This is a genomic window from Facklamia sp. P12937, from assembly GCF_050409505.1.
Classification (GTDB): domain Bacteria; phylum Bacillota; class Bacilli; order Lactobacillales; family Aerococcaceae; genus Facklamia.
Genome location: NZ_JBNUPI010000009.1, coordinates 61,887 through 79,848 on the forward strand (window position 1 = coordinate 61,887; position 17,962 = coordinate 79,848).

14 protein-coding genes and 1 pseudogene are annotated in these 17,962 nt (G+C 36.1%); 5 read left to right on the forward strand and 10 right to left on the reverse strand.

All coding sequences use genetic code 11. From position 1 onward, the window contains the following. Positions 1-92 precede the first annotated feature (92 nt). Together ACQV2R_RS04740 and ACQV2R_RS04745 are read left to right on the forward strand one after the other, a co-directional pair. Entirely contained in the window at positions 93-845 is a 753-nt protein-coding gene (locus ACQV2R_RS04740; RefSeq protein ID WP_428874211.1) for an alpha/beta hydrolase, read from the forward strand. A 23-nt stretch (positions 846-868) separates the two neighbouring features. After that, entirely contained in the window at positions 869-1,801 is a 933-nt protein-coding gene (locus ACQV2R_RS04745) for an AEC family transporter (RefSeq protein ID WP_428891882.1), read from the forward strand. A 102-nt stretch (positions 1,802-1,903) separates the two neighbouring features. Here ACQV2R_RS04745 and allB read toward each other — a convergent pair whose 3' ends face one another. The 4 genes from allB to ACQV2R_RS04765 form a co-directional block, all read right to left on the reverse strand. Beyond that, on the reverse strand, positions 1,904-3,268 hold the full coding sequence (gene allB / locus ACQV2R_RS04750; RefSeq protein WP_428874208.1) for an allantoinase AllB: 1,365 nt from the start codon (positions 3,266-3,268) through the stop codon (positions 1,904-1,906). A gap of 52 nt (positions 3,269-3,320) precedes the next feature. Beyond that, on the reverse strand, positions 3,321-4,769 hold the full coding sequence (allW, locus tag ACQV2R_RS04755) for an allantoin permease (protein WP_428874207.1): 1,449 nt from the start codon (positions 4,767-4,769) through the stop codon (positions 3,321-3,323). A gap of 23 nt (positions 4,770-4,792) precedes the next feature. After that, positions 4,793-6,019, reverse strand: a complete 1,227-nt coding sequence (gene allC / locus ACQV2R_RS04760) for an allantoate deiminase (protein ID WP_428874230.1) — start codon at positions 6,017-6,019, stop codon at positions 4,793-4,795. A 138-nt stretch (positions 6,020-6,157) separates the two neighbouring features. Then, positions 6,158-6,844, reverse strand: coding sequence for a histidine phosphatase family protein (locus tag ACQV2R_RS04765; protein ID WP_428876163.1), 687 nt, complete (start codon positions 6,842-6,844; stop codon positions 6,158-6,160). 80 nt (positions 6,845-6,924) lie between these two features. Here ACQV2R_RS04765 and ACQV2R_RS04770 point away from each other — a divergent pair, with 80 nt between their 5' ends. After that, positions 6,925-7,836 (forward strand): hypothetical protein, encoded by a 912-nt coding sequence (locus ACQV2R_RS04770; protein ID WP_428874205.1) that lies wholly within the window; start codon positions 6,925-6,927, stop codon positions 7,834-7,836. 6 nt (positions 7,837-7,842) lie between these two features. On the opposite strand, the gene ACQV2R_RS04775 is transcribed toward ACQV2R_RS04770, so the two are convergent. The 4 genes from ACQV2R_RS04775 to ACQV2R_RS04790 all read right to left on the reverse strand — a co-directional run bounded on the left by ACQV2R_RS04775 (position 7,843) and on the right by ACQV2R_RS04790 (position 11,930). Then, positions 7,843-8,688 (reverse strand): carbohydrate ABC transporter permease, encoded by an 846-nt coding sequence (locus ACQV2R_RS04775; RefSeq protein WP_428874203.1) that lies wholly within the window; start codon positions 8,686-8,688, stop codon positions 7,843-7,845. Continuing rightward, positions 8,681-9,550 carry a carbohydrate ABC transporter permease gene (locus ACQV2R_RS04780; RefSeq protein ID WP_428891883.1) on the reverse strand — a complete coding sequence of 290 codons (870 nt, stop codon included), beginning with the start codon at positions 9,548-9,550 and terminating at the stop codon, positions 8,681-8,683. Before ACQV2R_RS04780 ends, ACQV2R_RS04775 begins: the two co-directional genes overlap by 8 nt. A 111-nt stretch (positions 9,551-9,661) precedes the next feature. After that, entirely contained in the window at positions 9,662-10,915 is a 1,254-nt protein-coding gene (locus ACQV2R_RS04785) for an ABC transporter substrate-binding protein (protein ID WP_428891884.1), read from the reverse strand. A gap of 115 nt (positions 10,916-11,030) precedes the next feature. Next, entirely contained in the window at positions 11,031-11,930 is a 900-nt protein-coding gene (locus ACQV2R_RS04790) for a haloacid dehalogenase-like hydrolase (protein WP_428891885.1), read from the reverse strand. A 631-nt stretch (positions 11,931-12,561) separates the two neighbouring features. On the opposite strand from ACQV2R_RS04790, the gene ACQV2R_RS04795 reads away from it, so the two are divergent. Continuing rightward, complete coding sequence (locus ACQV2R_RS04795) at positions 12,562-15,288, forward strand: ATP-binding cassette domain-containing protein (protein ID WP_428891886.1); 2,727 nt, start codon at positions 12,562-12,564, stop codon at positions 15,286-15,288. Positions 15,289-15,603: 315 nt separating this feature from the next. Here the strand turns inward: ACQV2R_RS04795 and ACQV2R_RS04800 are convergent. Together ACQV2R_RS04800 and ACQV2R_RS04805 are read right to left on the reverse strand one after the other, a co-directional pair. Continuing rightward, a pseudogene (locus ACQV2R_RS04800) lies at positions 15,604-15,663 on the reverse strand (DUF1295 domain-containing protein); the annotation flags it as partial. Between the two features lie 30 nt (positions 15,664-15,693). Further along, positions 15,694-15,861 (reverse strand): hypothetical protein, encoded by a 168-nt coding sequence (locus tag ACQV2R_RS04805; RefSeq protein WP_428891887.1) that lies wholly within the window; start codon positions 15,859-15,861, stop codon positions 15,694-15,696. Between the two features lie 1,136 nt (positions 15,862-16,997). Between ACQV2R_RS04805 and ACQV2R_RS04810 the strand changes: the two genes are divergently transcribed. Beyond that, positions 16,998-17,789, forward strand: a complete 792-nt coding sequence (locus ACQV2R_RS04810) for a fasciclin domain-containing protein (RefSeq protein ID WP_428891888.1) — start codon at positions 16,998-17,000, stop codon at positions 17,787-17,789. Positions 17,790-17,962: the final 173 nt, after the last annotated feature.

Consider the following 17,962-nt stretch of genomic DNA (forward strand, 5'->3'; position numbering starts at 1 on the left):
TGATTTAAATTCGACAAATAATTGATGTTTTTCAAACTCCTCACTATAAAATTTCAGCTACACTATATAGATCTTCACTGCCACAAAGCCAGATGTTGATTTATCTTCACGGTGGTGGACTGATTTTTGGCCAACGCGAAGACTTGCCGGGCGAATATATCGAATTACTTAACAGTAAAGGATATTCGATACTAGCTCTTGACTACTTATTAGCTCCTGAAAGTAATTTAGAGCAAATCATTAATCTTTTAAGCAAAACTCTTGAATGGTATCAAAATGCAGGTTATCAATTAGCAGGCCAAATAGATCCTTCATACAATCTATTTGGCCGGTCAGCCGGAGCTTATCTTGCCCTACAACTAGCTACAAGAAGGTCTTCTAAATGGTTGAAAACTATCATCAGCTTTTATGGCTATTACAAGTTAAATGATGCAAACTTTATCTATCCTAATCCTTACCATAATAAATTTGCGAAAGTGTCCAAAGAATTAATCGAGACTTTCATTCAAAACAAACCTATCAGTCAGGGAAACGAAAATGAGCGTTATTTAATCTACCTCTATTGTAGACAAGTTGGAAATTGGATTGAATTTCTAACGGATGATCCAAACAGTTTTTCACTCACTAAAGAGCAAATTAACCTACTACCTCCTTTACTTCTTGTCCATGCTGATAAAGACCCTGATGTTCCCATTCAACAATCAAAACAACTAAACAAATTCGCTAATCAAAGTCATTTGATTGAGGTTGCTTCTGCAGATCATGATTTCGATCGAACAAATTTAACAAAAGGGAGAGAGGTTTATCTGCAAGTCATAGAGTGGCTTGATTCGTTATCAAATTAAATAAAAATTGAAAGGATGTTTTTATGCAGTTAGATTTTATGTCCACGCTTCAAAGTGTGCTCGTCTTATTCATTCTTATTATTATTGGCTTTTTTGCTGGTAGGTGGAAAGTAATCAGTGCTCAAGGTCAAAAAGATATTACGAACCTTGTTTTGTATATCACCATGCCGGCAACCATCTTTAATGCCATGCAATTAGATTTTAATATTGAACGTGTGCAAAGAGCTTTTACAATTCTAATAATTGTAGCCATTTGTTATGCTGGTATGTTGTTATTAGGATGGTTAGTTGCTAAACAAACTAAGTTAAGTATTTCCGAGCAGGATGTTTTTAGAGTGGCCCTTCTTTTATCTAATACCTCTTTTATGGGTTACCCTATTGTTAGTAATCTCTTAGGAGAAGAAGCTCTATTCTATGCTGTTATCGGCGCCGGGTTTTTATTTGAAACTGTCTCATGGTCAATTGGTATTTATTTAATGGGAAGAAACGGTTCAGGTAAGGTAGAATTTAATTGGAAAAAAATTGTTCTAAGTCCCGGCATCTTATCGATAGTCGTTGGTTTAATCTTCTTTCTTTTTAGTTGGCGAGTTCCTCAACCCTTGGATAAAGTTTTGAATATTTTAAGCCCGGCAACTTCACCGCTAGCCATGATTGTTGTTGGTTTAATTCTATCGCGCAGTGATATTTCTAAGATATTCGCTAATAAATTCTTATATATTCAAGCTTTACTCAAACTCGTTTTTATACCTCTAATAATTCTCTTTACTTTAAAAGCTTTTAATTTCTCAAACTATGAGTTAATTATTCCGACTATCATGTTAGCTATGCCGACAGCATCTTATGTAGCTATGTTTGCTCAAAATTACGACAATCATCCTGAGTTTGCTAGTCAGATGGTCTTTATGACTTCTCTGCTCTCAGTCGTTACCATACCAATCATCACTTTGCTCTTCTAATTAAAAAGTCTTCTGTTGGTATTAAAAAACCCCTAAGAATTAGATCCAATCTATTCTTAGGGACTATTTGCTTCTTCTGAAAACAAATTAGTCTATATTTAATTATTTAAATTCTCCAACAAACTCCTCTGTTACTCCCTTATCTATGCTATAAACCTCATGTCCTCTTACATAAGTAGCCATAACAGTTGCACCAATTTCGCTACCAATATAAGGACTGATCTTATTGCGATATTCTAAATCTTCAGCAGTTAAGACGTAAGATTTATTAGGATCAATTAAAACGATATCTGCATCTTTGCCTACTGATAAGCTTCCTTTTGTATCATCAATACCAAAACGACGGGCTGGTTGTGTCGCAATCACTTGTGCAAATTGCTCAAGAGACATACCACGCTTATTAACTGCTTCATCAAAGAACACATCGACATCATTTTGTACGCCTGAGATACCGCCCCAAGCATCAAATGCATTTTCTTTATCTTTCAAGTCTGGGGTACATGGAGAATGATCAGAGATTGATGAAATAATATCCCCTGAAAAGACATAATCCCATAAACCATCTTGAGCTTCTTTATCACGGATTGGTGGTGAACATTTAGCCACATTTCCAATAGCATCTAATTGGTCTGTTGTAAAGTATAAATAATGTAAACAAGTCTCACAAGTGACATCGACACCTTCTTGTTGCCCTTTAATAACTGCTTCCACACCTTCTGGGCAAGCCACGTGACAGATATGAATACGACAGCCTGTTTCTTTAGCAAAAAGAATTGCTCGTTGAATAGGTTCCACCTCTGTAAAGACTGGACGAGTCGCCACATACTCTGACAATTTTGATTTGCCTTCCGCTTTTGCTTTTTCACCTAGGCGATCAGTAATCGCTGCATTTTCAGCATGGATAGCTAGAACTTTTCCTGTCTTCGCAATTTGTTTCATCCCTTCGTAGAGTGAATAGTCATCCACATTTTGGAAGTCTCCATCAATTGAACGGTCGCCACAAGTTGCCATAAAACATTTATAGGCCGTTACACCGTTCTCATATAATTCTTGAATACCACCTGTTTCAACATTATAAGGAACGAGTCCTCCAAATGAGAAAACATCCACTTTTAATTTACCTTGACCAGATTGGTATTTGTCCTTAATACTCGCTTCATCAGTTGTTGCTGGTACTTGGTTCAATGGCATTTCTAAGAAAGAAGTTACTCCTCCCTTAGCACAAGCAGAAGTTCCTGTAACATAACCTTCCCACTCATCACGATACCCACCACCATTTTCAGTAATATGAACGTGACAATCAAACATTCCCGGACTAACAATTAATCCTTTAGCGTCAACCTCTTGCTCAGCCGATAAATTTTCACCAATTGCAGCAATCTTTCCGTCTTTGACTGCCAAATCGGTCACAACTGCGCCGCTTTCTAAAATGACTTGACCATTCTTGATGACTAAATCATATGACATAAAATAACCTCCTAATAAATTTTTATTAAGCGTCCAAAATAATTAAATTTAATTATTCTGCACGATTTAATACAAAGTAAACAAGTAATCCCACTACAAAACCATCAATCCAAGAGATTTGGGACAGAAACTCTAGGGCTGGGATAAATTGTCCGACAATTGAAACAACAAACCCACAAATGGTTGCGATATAAGCTTTCTTATTGACACCAGAATAAGGGTTATCCGCTGCTTGCTCTGGTGAATAGTATAGTAAATCCAAGTCGATCTTTTGTTTGTCCACAAAGTAGAAGTGAGCAATCATAACACCGGCTACAGGGCCTAACAAGCTTCCAATATAGTTAAGGAAAACTAGAATTACACTCCCTGACTCCATGAATTTCCAAGGCATTATGATAAAACTGATAATACTTGCGATGATAACACCTTTACGATAATTAATTTTTTGTGGAAAAAGAGCTGTTAACTGGAAGGCTGCTGGAATAATATTACCAGTCGCATTAGTTGAAACGGTTGTCATCAATAAGACAAAAGAAGCCAAGAAAATAGCCGGCATAGAGTCCCATTGATTAATAATTTGTAAGACATCTCCTTGATGTGAAACACCAGTAATGGCCGCACCATTTAAAACAGTGATACTTGCAAAAGCAAAAATGACATACCCAACTAACAACGATAAGATTTGTCCTATTGTTTGAGACTTGGTGGAAGTTGCGTTTTGAGTAAAGTCAGAAACACTTACTCCTGGAGCTGCCCAAACAGATAAGGTAGATGCAATAATAATCAAATAGGCTAGAGGGGTTGCAACCGATTGATTAACAGCTGTTACATGGTCGAAAATTGGTCCAAACCCGCCCGCTACACTCAATCCCCAAACAACCATTCCTCCGAACACAACATAAATAAGTGGATTTAGTATAGCTGTAAATTTGTTTAATACGCGGCCTCCCCCTAAGCCAATCATTACATTGATCAAGAAGAAGACTACAAATGATAAAAAGGCTGGTACAGAAAGGCCTAAAATATTAATGCCTTCACCAACATTCAAGAAAGCTGGCCAAATTCTACTTACTAAGATCAACAAAGCTTTCGAACCTGCATAGTTTTGGACCCCAAACCAAGCAATAGCTGCCACAACTCCCCTTAGAAAGCCAGGCAATTTAGATCCTGCACTACCATAAACAGAACGTAAATGAATGGCAAATGGAATGCCATACATAGACCCTGCTTTACCGTTAACTGTCATTAGTCCCGCTACTGCTAGTCCCGCCAAAATGATAGCTAAGAACACGTGAATAGGTGCCACCCCTAAAGCTAGAAAGCCACCAACAGTTAGATAATTAGGAATATTATGGACCGATCCCATCCACAGAGTAAAGAAGTTAAGTGTTGACATACTACGTTGTTCTGGCTTATTAGGCAATATGTCATCATTGGTATATCCCCTTGATTTAAACAAATCAATTTGTTCTTGTCTTACTAAGACATCATTATGTTCCATTATTAAAAGTCCTCCAAATTATTTTAATAGGCCAATTCTTTTAAGGCCTCTGCTAAAGCTTGTATCCCTTCAACAATATCCACCGCCTCGGTATGTTCTTCCGGATTATGACTAATTCCTTTGATGGAAGGAACGAAGATCATAGCTGTTGGAACTTGTGGAGCAAATATCTGTGAATCATGCCCCGCTCCTGAATGCATGATTTGATAATTTAATTGGTTATCCTGACAAACTTTTTCTAAAACTTTAACAATCTCAGGATCCATTGGCACTGGTGGCTCATTCATCCATAAATTCATTTCTACTTCAATCGCTTTTTCATGACAATGTTTCTCAATAGTTGTTTCAATAAATACAGCAAACTCATCGAGAGCTTCCTGGTTAGTGTGTCTAGTATCAATTGAAAATTCCATTTCTCCAGGAACAACATTCACCACATTAGGCTTTACTTCTACGTGGCCAAAGGTTACGACTAAAGGATCGCCAATTTCATTTGCTTTATCAATGACTTCAGAAACAATTCTAGCGTAACAGTCGATGACATCTTTACGATATCTCATTAAGGTCGTTCCGGCATGATTAGCTTCACCCTTTAATTTAATGGTGTAGCGTTTTTGCCCCACTATGGCATTAACAACCCCAACTTTTTTGCCTGCATTTTCCAAGAAGTTTCCTTGTTCAATATGTAATTCTACAAAAGCATCAAAGTGATTAAAGCGTGGAGAATCTACAAGGTAATTAAAGCCTGCTTCCTTCATAGCTGTCTCAAAAGGAACACCGTCATTGTCCTTAATGGTTTCAACATCTTCTTTTTTCGCTAAACCAAAAATATTTTTAGATCCCCAAAAGGCATATGGAAAACGAGAGCCTTCCTCTTCTGCCATCGAAACAATTCGCAAAGATTTCTTTGGTTGGCCGTATTCTTCAACCAACCCCTTAATCGCTAAGTAGGCAGACATAATACCCAATTGGCCATCTAGACGACCACCATCAACAACTGTATCAATATGCGATCCTGAGGCGATGATTGATTCTGGCTCTTCACTACCTTCAACTGTTGCAAACATATTCCCTACTTCGTCGAACTCTACCTTCATCCCCTCTTTTTCAAAAAGTTCTTTCAAGGCATTCTGAGCTTCAATCCATGATTTGCTATATAAAAGTCTTGTAGTACCTTTTCCTTCTTTATCAGAAATACTCGAAATCCAATCCATTTGGCGATCGATTTCTGCTGGTGAAATTTTTATCATAGTTCGCACCCTTTCCAAATTTTGCCCATTTGTATCTTGCATACATTATAGTGTAAAACGGTTTCATTTCTCATTGTTATATTTGCTCAACTTTACAATGTGTTTTGTCTAAAGTGAACAAAAACAACCCTCTGTTAGTTAAACGAACTTTTTGTCTATAAACTGTTTGAGTTTAAAGCCCTCTCTTACTTTTTGAATAATTACCACGCCCCCATTATTCATAGACCGCATATCATAAAACTCATCAATATGTTCTGTTTTTGGTAATAGAATTTGAAGTATATGGCGAATATTGATACTGTGTCCAACAAATAAGATACAAGCCTCCGTCTCAATTAATTCATTAAACAATTTATCCATTCCTTCTTTAAGACGCTTACAATAAACAGCATAGTCTTCTCCTTGACCTAGAGGGTCAGCAGGTTGTAATGCTGTCAGCCTTTGTTTTTCTGTTGTATTTCTCAACATACTCTCTACAGAATCAAAACCCAAATATCTCCTTATGATATCCCAAGTTTGATAGCTTTCCATACCTTCAAAGGAACCAAAGCTAATTTCTCGAAAATCTGCCATTTCTATAATGGGAATCATCCAATTCGGATAGATACTTTGTTCAATGAGAATTTCGGCTGTGGTACGTGTTCTCTTTAAATCACTTACAATCGCCGCATCAAATTTAACCTTACTTAATTTTTCGCCTAAATCTTTAACTGCTTGAATCCCTTCTGCTGTCAATAAAGGATCACACCACCCTTGGGTACGCCCATTCTTATTAAAAAACGTTTCACCATGACGGACAAAATATATGGTTAACCCGTTAGACATTTAATCATTCCTTTAACAAATTTGTGTGCTTAGTAGGATCCCGTGCTATACTTATTTTAAATCTTCAAGGAGGAGCAACCATGACCTACTTATCATACTCGTATTTCTACCAAAACTGGTTTAAAAACTTTTCGATTGATAGCCAACAAATCCAAACCTTTTGTCAAAAATACAATCAGTCTCAAACCATTAAGTCTCGCCAGATTGAATTAACAACCATTCAAAGAGCGTTAAAAGACTTTAAAGATAATCAAACAGTTTACTTGGCAGTTTTACAGCAAATTATTAAGCAAGACTTTCTGCTAACTAATATTCAACTAAATGATTGGCAACAATTGGTCATTATGATTGTATGTATTCAAGCTTTAATAGAGCTGTATAAAAAGTACGATCTCCCTCTTAATATATTACAAAATACACTATCCGACCTTTTTTTACGTATTAACTTATCCCAGTCTGTCGGTTTATCAACAGATGATTTTGAATGGTTAGCACGTATCTTTCGTCTTAGGATTTTCAAGTTAGGCGAGCTTCAATTTGAATTTACTCTTTTTGATTCAGCCACTCTTCCTAAAGACATTTCTTACATTAATAACGGTAGTAAAATCCTTCAAGATGCTCTCCCTATTATTAGTGTCCACATCATGCAAGATAGTTTAATTGATGAAGCACACTCTTCAACTGCTTTTTACTTAGCTCGAGCCTTTAAAAAAAGATATTTAACTAATTTCCCAGCACAATACTTTTACTGTTATTCTTGGCTCTTAAATCCTAACAACTCATTTTTATTAGGATCTCAAAGCAATATTCTATCTTTTTCAAGTAACTTTGACCTAATCGCCCATTCTGCCTATCCTGATATGGCCTTAGAGCATATTTATGGTTCTAAAGATATCCATCCTGACTCAATGCCTCAAATCACTAGTTTGCAAAGAAGAGCAAAAAGTCATCTTTCATTTCTGGGAATTGGAGTGGGGATTGTTCCTTTCTAGGAAATACTATCCTTTAATTGACCCTGCTGATAAACCTGATACAAGATCTTTTCTAAAAACCATTGCGATAACTGCTGGTGGAATAATAGCTATTAAACCAGAGGCTGCAATCATACTATAGTCAATAGCATCTCTTGTCATAAACTCAGATAGAACTAGGGTAATTACTTTATTATTCTGAGTTGACGTTAAAATCATTGGGATTTGAAATTGGCTCCAACTCATTAACAAGAGAATTAAGACACAGGTAATAATAGCTGTTCGTGACATGGGTAAAATCACCCTCCAGAAAAGCTGCCATTCTGTACAACCATCGAGTTCTGCTGCTTCCCACATTTCTTTAGGAATCTTATTAAAATGCGTAATCAACATCCAAGTTGCTAGAGGTAAAAAAGCAGTCACATAAATGACACTAATCCAGAAAAGCTTATCCAGCAACTGATAGTTTGAAAAAATAGCAAATATTGGAATGATGGTGGTAAACACAGGAATAACGATGGTAATCAATAATAAGCGTAAAATCACTTTTCGTAAGCGAAAGCGAAAACGCACCATAGCGTAACTGGTTAAAACAGCTAAAGGTACCCCAATAAAGAGAGTATATAAGGAACTAATTAAGGAATTCTTTAAGCCATTAAAAATGGTTATATGTGCCTTATCTGTCGGATCAAACAAGCTTTGATAATTTGTAAAAGTTGCTTGACTAGGTAGAAAGCGACCTCCCGCTTTCATTAATTCTGCTTTAGGGGTGACACTAATTATAAAAGCCCAAATAAGGGGACCTAAAGTGAATAGCAGAAAGATAATTACAGTTATAATGTATAACCAATCCCAACGTTTATTTTTAAGCATGATCTCCCTCCAATCTTAGCGAACGAATATAAAAGTAACCAATAATCCCCGATAAAATCATGATTATATAGGTAATCGCTGACCCTAGACCAAAGTCTAAAAAGCTAAAGGTATTTAAATAATTATATATTAAAAGGGTTTGTCCTTCATAACGGTAACCTACTAAAGAAATTACCTCATCAAAAACATTTAAACCTGCCATAGTTGCTTGGATTAACACAATTGAAAGTGTAGGCAAAATCATTCTTAGCGTTATATAGAAAAACTCTGAATAACGACTGGCACCATCCATTTTAGCCGCTTCGTAGATTTCTTTAGGAATTGTTTGTAGGGTTGCCAAAATTAAAATGGCACAAAAAGGTACCACCCGCCAAGCAATTACAATTGAAACGACAATTAGGAGTAAATAACGATTATTAATCCAAGCAACTGGCTGATCAATAATTGAAAGACTCATCAATAATTTATTCATAAAACCATAACTGGGATGAAAAATAAATTGCCAGACAATACCATTAACTAGGGGGGGCAAAGCCCAAGGAACAATTGCAATACCCGTTAGCATTGGGCTAATAACTGTCCGCTTATTGAGCAAAAGTCCCACAACAATGCTGGAAATGACGGTTAAAAAGACGACTAATAAAAAAACCATCAAACTATTTTGAAAAGCATGATGAAAATCTTCTGAGAGTAAAACCTCTTTATAATTATCGAGTCCGATAAACTTAAAGCGGTCTGGTCTACTTAATTTAAACGCATGAAGACTGTAGATGAAGGTGCGTACAATTGGTAAGTAGACGAACAATCCCATGATAAGCATCATGGGTAAGATTAGAAAAATGGCTTTTTTAGATTTTTTCATAATAAACTCCTTTTAAATCATTGATCCCTACTATCATTTTTATAATAGCACGGATCAACCCTTAAAAATTTAAATCTAGGTGTAGTGTACTACACCTAGATTTATTATTAATTACTCAGCAAATTCCTCAACAACACTATTTACTTTTTCAACTAATTCTTTAACAACCTCTTCGGCAGAAAGATCTGAAGTTACCATTTTATTGATAGTATTATAAATTTCGGCACTCATTTCGGTGTAATATTCTGGCACCCCATTTGGGAATGGTGATTCAACCATTTCAGCCAATTCAACCATCGCACCTGTGTTTTTAATCTTTTCCTCATCAATTAGCTGCTGTAAGATGCTTAATCGTGTAGGAAGTGCTCCTACCGCATCAAATAATTCTAATTGAGTTTCTTCGGAAGTATACCACTTAACGAAGGTTTGAGCAGCTTCCATATTTTCAGTATTTGGTGAAATACCTACTGCTTCTTGGAAAGGTACTGTTCTTTCAGCGTTTGCATCAACACCTGGCAGTAAAATTGGTTTTACCTGTCCAACTACTGTTGACTCCTCTTCATTATTAACGCGACCAACAAATGAAGATGGGCCTACTATAAAGGCAGTATCTCCTGAGTTAATCTGTCTGTAAGCATCCATTCCCGAACCGTTCACATTACCTGGATTAATTAATTCTTCATCTGATAAAGCCTTAATAATAGTTAATGCATCGAGAGACGCTTCTTCATTCAAAGTATTATCCTCATTAAATAAAATACCATTGCGTGTATAAGCCAACCAGAAGAAAGTAGTCGTTAAATTTTCATCCGCACCTAACGGAAGCGATACTGGGTATTCTGTAATTCCAGCATCTTTAATAGTTTTAGCTTGTTCCATCACTTGATCCCAAGTTACTGGCGGTTCTTCTAAGCCAGCCTCCTCATACATTTTTGTATTGTAGTAGGCAATCCGAAAATCATTTGCATAAGGGACTGCATAGACCTCATTGTTTAGCATAAATTGCTCGATTGCTGGAAAAGCATCCGCATCTGGCAAATCAATAGGAGCCAACCAATCTGCGCTGGTGAATTCTCCCATCCAAGACCAATCTACTTCAAAGACATCCGCTGCCACCGTGTTACTTGCAGCTGCAATCGCTAACTTATCACGAATATCGTCCCAACTAGTTGGTAAAACATTGACTTTAATCCCATACTCTTCTTCAAATCTAGCCAACATTTCATCCGATGGAGCTCCCCAATCAGGAATCATAAAGCTAATTTCTATACCTGCATTTTCTTCTTGAGCCATAGCTGTTAAAGGTGCTAACACAGTTGATAAAGTGAGCGATGCTGCTAAGATGCTTTTTAATGTTTTTTTCATATTTTTCTCCTTTATTCTTTAAGTTGTTGGAATGACTAAATCCCTAAATAATTATCTATTCTAGCCTACCACATCCTTTCCATCTTTTTTAGTAATAAGTCTTGAAGCAGAGTCTTTATCGAAGATTGGATATGGCCATTCTTCTAAGCGTGTGATTCAACCCTCGAATGGCAATCGATAATTGCATAATATTTTCAAACGGGGCAATGCCCCCACTACCTGAACAACCAATATGCAAAATATCTGCACCACCTATTTTAGCAGTTAATCCCAATTGAGTAACCACCTCTTTTTGTGAACAATCCTGACTCGTCCCGTTAGCTGCTAAACTCAAAGCCCCCACTTTGTGAATCAACTGACAACTGCGCCTAAACTCTTCTATCGAGTAACCAGGCACGGTTCCAACTTGAGGTAATATGATAATTTCAGCCCCAGCTGTCAAAAAGTGTTGCACCCATTCTTCTGAAGAAATAGGTTCATCATAGGCTGCCCCATGCATTTTGCCAGCAATCACAATGCCAGAATAATGGTTTTTCGCCAGACGAATACCTTCTACTATTGCCTGATTACTAACTCCGGATTGTGGGTTTCCTGTTAAGCATATAAAATCTAACCCCAATTCTTCCACTCTTTTTAAGCTTTCAACACTACATATACGCCCCTCAACTAGGCTCTTTACTTTTTCCAAATAATGTCCCTCACTGGCTACCGGTTCTAAATTGACACCGATGGGACGTTGGACAAACTGTTTCAAAGTTTCAATTGGATGTGGCGTATCTGGTAAAGCCCATATCTTTGGATTAAAAACATCTACTTGATTGAGCAAAATCAAATCCGCACCAGCGGCTCGAGCAAGTTCACTGTTAGTAAGATCAGGTAGGTGAGGAGTTCGATCTTCTCTTAATTCTACTAATAAAGTTCTGCCTTCATTAGCTCGTATACTATTGAGTAAATCCGAGGAAGTCATCGTAGCAAAATCACTTGCGAAACAATCTAACATACGCTTACTATTCAAAATTAACCCCTCGCTCTTTTTCTATTAGTTGCACTAGCATTATTTAAGTCCTACCGCTTTTGTGAACAACAGGCTTCCTATAAACAAAACCACTCTCAACATCTTGGATGGATGCATCTAAATAATATTCCTGATGCTATTATAACTTACTAACAGGCCGCGGACCTATCAGAGTTTCTGATAAATAGGCCTGATTTATTAGATAACTTCTTAAAATTCTATTTAATTAAGTGGTAGGCCACAATGGCTTTTGCTTGGAAAACTTATGCACTGTTCCCTTTAAGCATCCTACAAACTAGCTCCCCTTGGTGTCATTTTAGAAACTGATAGATTTATATTATAAAATAATGCTCCAATCGTTACCTGACGGATTATTTTAGTCGTTCATGTCCCATTAAGCAAACAATATAAAAAACATCCTTATCAGACAATTGATCACACTTACTATTTTATCGCAAGGCTTCCCACGCATACCTTAAAACTTTCGACTTGAGTTTTTTTAGGTGGAAGATATTGTGTTGCTATTTTTTGTTTGCGCTAGGATCGAATTAGGTCGGTATTAGTGATATACTTTGTTTGAAATGAGACTATTACCATTTATTCGTAAATCTTTCAATGAAGGAGTTTTACAATGCACCAAATAGAAAAAATAACCAAAAGTTACCATACAGGGGGCTTTAAGCAAAAAGCCTTGGATAATGTGACGTTCAATTTAAGAGACAATGAGTTTGTATCTATTTTAGGTCACAGCGGGTCAGGTAAAACGACGTTACTCAATATCATTGGCGGCTTGGACCGCTATGACAGTGGTGATATTATTATTAATGGCATTTCAACCAAAAATTATAAAGACAAAGACTGGGATTCATACCGCAACCACTCGGTCGGTTTTGTCTTTCAAAGCTATAATTTAATCCCTCACCAATCCGTTTTATCCAATGTTGAATTGGCACTTACTATTTCAGGAATTTCAGCCAAGCTTCGGAAGCAAAAAGCTATCAAAGCCTTAGAGGAAGTAGGGTTAAAAGATCATATCAACAAACAGCCCAATCAATTATCTGGGGGGCAAATGCAACGAGTTGCGATCGCACGAGCATTAGTCAATGAGCCAGATATTCTTTTAGCCGATGAACCGACAGGAGCCTTAGATACACAGACTAGCCTTCAAATAATGAACCTATTAAAAAACGTTGCCAAAAAACGTTTGGTCGTGATGGTTACTCATAATGCTGAATTGGCTCACCAATACTCCAACCGCATTATTGAATTGCAAGACGGCAAAGTCATTTCTGACACCCATCCTTTAGCCATTGAAGAAAACAAAAACTCTAAGCATGAAAGCATGGGCAAGTCTTCCATGTCGTTTCTTACGGCCTTGTCGTTAAGTTTTAATAATTTAAACGCTAAAAAAGCCCGAACGTTTTTGACAGCTTTTGCAGGGTCCATCGGGATTATTGGAATTGCCCTCATTCTATCGCTATCGACCGGCGTGAATAACTATATTGATAACGTCCAAGAAGAGACTATGTCGGCCTATCCAATAACCATTGAACAAGAGTCTGTCGACTTTAATCAATTAATGTCGGCAAGAAGAGCGGAAACTTCTACTAAAGAAACAGAAGATACCGACTCTAACAATGAAAATTTAGACGTCATCTACAGTAACAATGAATCGCTTGAACAAATGAGTGAGTTCAATTCTTCTTTTCGCCAAAATAATTTAACAGCTTTCAAAAAATATTTAGATCAAGATGACAATAAACTTTCTAACTATGTCGGCAAAAATGGTATCGTTTATTCTTACGCTATCAATTTTGATTTATTCGCCTACGACGAAAATGAGCGTTTGATCAATACTGATGGTAGTTCTTTTGAAAGTGTGAATCGACAACCAAGAACAAACTTTAGTTCCACTTCAAACTCGTTTAATCAACCCAACACAAAAATTAGCGAACTTCTTCCAGGTCAAGGTGAGCAAGTTATTAGCCCAGTTGTAAAGGATAATTATCATTTAATCGATGGTAAATGGCCTGAAAAATATAATGAGATGGTGCTGGTTGTAAATGAAGCCAATGAAATCAGCCTTTCTGATTTTTACGAGTTTGGCATGCTCCCCTCTGAAGATTATGAGAAAATTCTCAATCAAATAGAAAATGATGAAGAACTTCACCTCGAAAAAAAGACACTTCGGTTTAAAGACCTACGCAATCAAACTTTTTATTTATTACCTCGCAGTGATTACTATGAGAAAAACGCGCGAGGTAATTATCAAAAACTGACTGACGATCCCTTAACGATTGAAAAAGTTGTTAAAGAAAAAGCTATCCCGATAAAAATTTCCGGTATCATTCAACCAGTTGATAATGCTAAAACCTTAACCATTCGCACTCCGCTTGCTTATACACGCAAATTAAGAAACTTTTTAATGGCTTATGTCAATCAAAGTGACATCGTTCAAGCACAAAAAAAGCAACCAAAAACCAACGTTTTAAATGGTCTAGCTTTTGAAGCAGCTAACGATAGAGAAAAAATTGAAGATGTCTATCATTATTTAGAGGATTTCACCCTCAGTCAACAAGCTGAATTTATTAAGCAAATTCAAGCAAAACAGCAAAGCTTAGAACCGTTCGCAACAACAGAGCCAAATTTAGCTGACAATCCGGCTAATATCGCGGATCCATTTAATCAAGTCGTTAAAGACCTGGATGATTCGTCCCTTCTTGAAATTTATGATTCTTCAATTGCACCGGCTAGTTACGACACTAATTTAAAAGAATTTGGTGTCGTTTCTACTGAAAATCCTTCTGCAATCAGTATTTATGCAGATGATTTTGCTGATAAAGAAGCTATTTCTGACGCAATTGAAGCTTATAATCAGACTGTTAGTGAAAAGGAAAAAATTACCTACTCCGACTTTGCCGGCTTAATCATGTCTTCCGTTTCGGAAATTGTGAATGTTATTACCTACGTTCTCATTGCTTTTGTCAGCGTATCATTACTCGTATCATCGATTATGATCGGGATCATCACTTATATCTCAGTATTAGAACGCACAAAAGAAATTGGTATTCTAAGAGCCATCGGCGCCTCAAAAAGAAATATTTCAACGGTTTTTAATGCTGAAACGATTATTATCGGCTTGTTTTCAGGATTATTAGGCATCGGGTTTACTTATTTATTACACACTCCTTTAAACAATTTATTGCTGCACTTATTAGAAGAGGTCACAGTCAGCTTATCTTTTAAAAATGCCCTTATCTTAATTGGCTTAAGCATTCTACTATCATTTATTGCTGGTTTAATTCCATCTAAACAAGCTTCACGCAAAAACCCGGTTGAAGCTCTTCGTAGTGAATAGATTTGACCTCCAACCTCCTATCCATTTTAACTTCAAACTTTAATACAAAATAACTTCCTAACAAACTGTCTCAAAACAGTTTGTTAGGAAGTTATTTTATTAGATGTTATTTCTTGCCCCATGGAAATAACATAGGGACTCTTTGAGTATATTCTTGCCAACCTTCATATTACTACATGTTTTTTCTAATAAAGGAATAGATATTTTTATCAATACTGTCGCCATTACTAGAGGAGAAATAACTAGAACGATATAATAAACAGGATGAACGGCTTGAATAAATAATAAGGTGAACCCACTAATATATAGGTCGACCTAAACTAAGATCTCTCTAAAATAATTAGGATGACGGGGCATTGACCATAAGTCTGTTCGGAGTCATTTGCCTGTGTTTTTATTTATGTGTTATCTAAGTTGTTCATCGCCAACCACTTCGACAAACAGACCAATGTCAGCAATTAGCAAGCTAATTATTACAATGTAATTATGACTCATAGAAAAATCAAATTGATTGTATTTAATAATCGAATAGCTTACCGAGCCGACAATAAAATTAAAGATTCCTTGCAACACAAAGACTAAGCCCCACCCTATATCGACAATTGAGTTTCCCTTAATTTTAAAAAATAATAGTGAAATAAATAAAGGGGAAAAGAAGTGGCAACATCAAGCCACCTCCATCTTAGTCGTAAAGCCTTGAGTGGCGATCACCAAGGTGACTATAAATAACACACTATATATAATTACCCTTTTAAAATCCAGTTAATCCCCTTCTTATTCGATTCAGTAGTTAAGGCGATAGCGACCGAACCTATCCTCGCACTCATCGCTACAAATGCTAAAATTTCCATCGTATAATCTAGCCCCCTACTAATTAATTAAGTTTAATATTCCTCAAATTCTTGCACGCATTGGCCTCCATAGGCATGAACACTAGTATAGTTAATAATTGTATGCTCTTGCATACAATTATTAACTCATTTTTGAATCTTTTTAATATTACCCTTTTAACTAATGGTCATACCTATTGCTACCCCGCCGCCAACCTCATCCATCGAGACTACTGGTTTTAAAATGACCTTATTGGCAACAAAAACCTGCGCCCTAGCTATGTATCCTGATTTAACATATATTTCAAGGTAGGAGCGTTGATAAAGAGATGCGTTTTCTTAATAGTTCCTTCTATTCTTTTAACCGTTTCTTAAAAGTCCTCTCTAGCGGCTAAAACTTCTGCAGCTTTTTTAACCACCAGTCACTGAGCGCCTGAATTAAATTTTGAATCAATGACTTTAATTGGGGTGTTCGCTAATTCTTTCAAATTATAATAGATGTTTTTGCTGATTCATTTATACACTTTCTTTCTATAAAGCGACTAACAAAAAAATAAAATCCCTCTTAACATAATTCATAGGCTTTGCTTTTTAAATTTTATATTTAAGCTTCAAGATAAGCCGGCTACATGATTCACCTTAAGCAATCTATGCTAAGTAATTTTGAATAATTTGATAATTAAATTTAATAATAAATTTTCTAGCAAGTTTTCATCATCTATAATATATGTTGTTTATATCTAATTTAATATTGAATTGTTTGACTTGTTGCGTTTTCGTTCGTACAATAAAGCTGAATGAAATATGTTTGTCATAAAATAAACATATTCATTTTATTGTTGCTGATTAATAAATTCTATTGATGAAAGGGAGAGTTGAATGAAAAAATCAATTTTAAATCAGATGAAAGTGGGAGTGCTATCTCTATCAGCCATTGCCCTATTAGTTGGTTGTACAAATGAGAACACTACCACGAATACTGACACATCCGTTGATGAAACAACAGCTACTGAAGTGATGAATGAAGAAACTGAAGAGGAAACAACTAAAGAAGAAAGCTCTAAAGAAGAGAGTACCAAAGAAATAAGCTCTAAAGAAGAAAGTACCAAAGAAAAAAGCTCTAAAAAAGAGAGTTCTAAAGAAGAAAGCTCCAAAGAAAAAAGCTCTAAAAAAGAGAGCTCTAAAGAAGAGAGTACCAAAGAAATAAGTTCTAAAGAAGACATACATAAACAAAAGGATATTGTTGCCACCCTTCAAGATAATGATGATTTCAGTATTTTAGCGGCTGCTTTTGAAAAAACTAATTTAGTTGAGATCTTACAAGAAAACGAACCATATACCCTCTTCGCCCCAACGGATGAAGCTTTTGAGCAATTATTAGAAGAGCTTGATATCACGGAGCAAGAGCTACTAACACAGCCTGATCTTAATAAACTATTAACTTATCACCTGGTGGCTAGTAAAATTTTGGCTGAAGATTTAAAAGACGGAAAATCTGTTGAAACTGTTAATGGAGAAAAAGTGGCCTTCGATTTTTCAGAAGACGAGCCGATGATCAGTGAATCGATGATTACTTCTACCGATTTAGAAGTTTCCAATGGAGTTATTCATATCATTGACACAGTTTTAATTCCTAAAGACTTCGAGTTACAAAAAGTGGATACTAAATAAGCTAGGCAAAGCTTTTCTTACTTTCTATTAACGTCAAAGAGGCTGAATAAATAAGGTTCTATAATAAATAGGGTGGATGGAAGAAAAACACTTCCTTCCACCCTATTTTTTGCTACATAAAAACACAAAAGTCCGATCTATTAAAAGTGGTAACTAAAATAGAAAGGACTCTG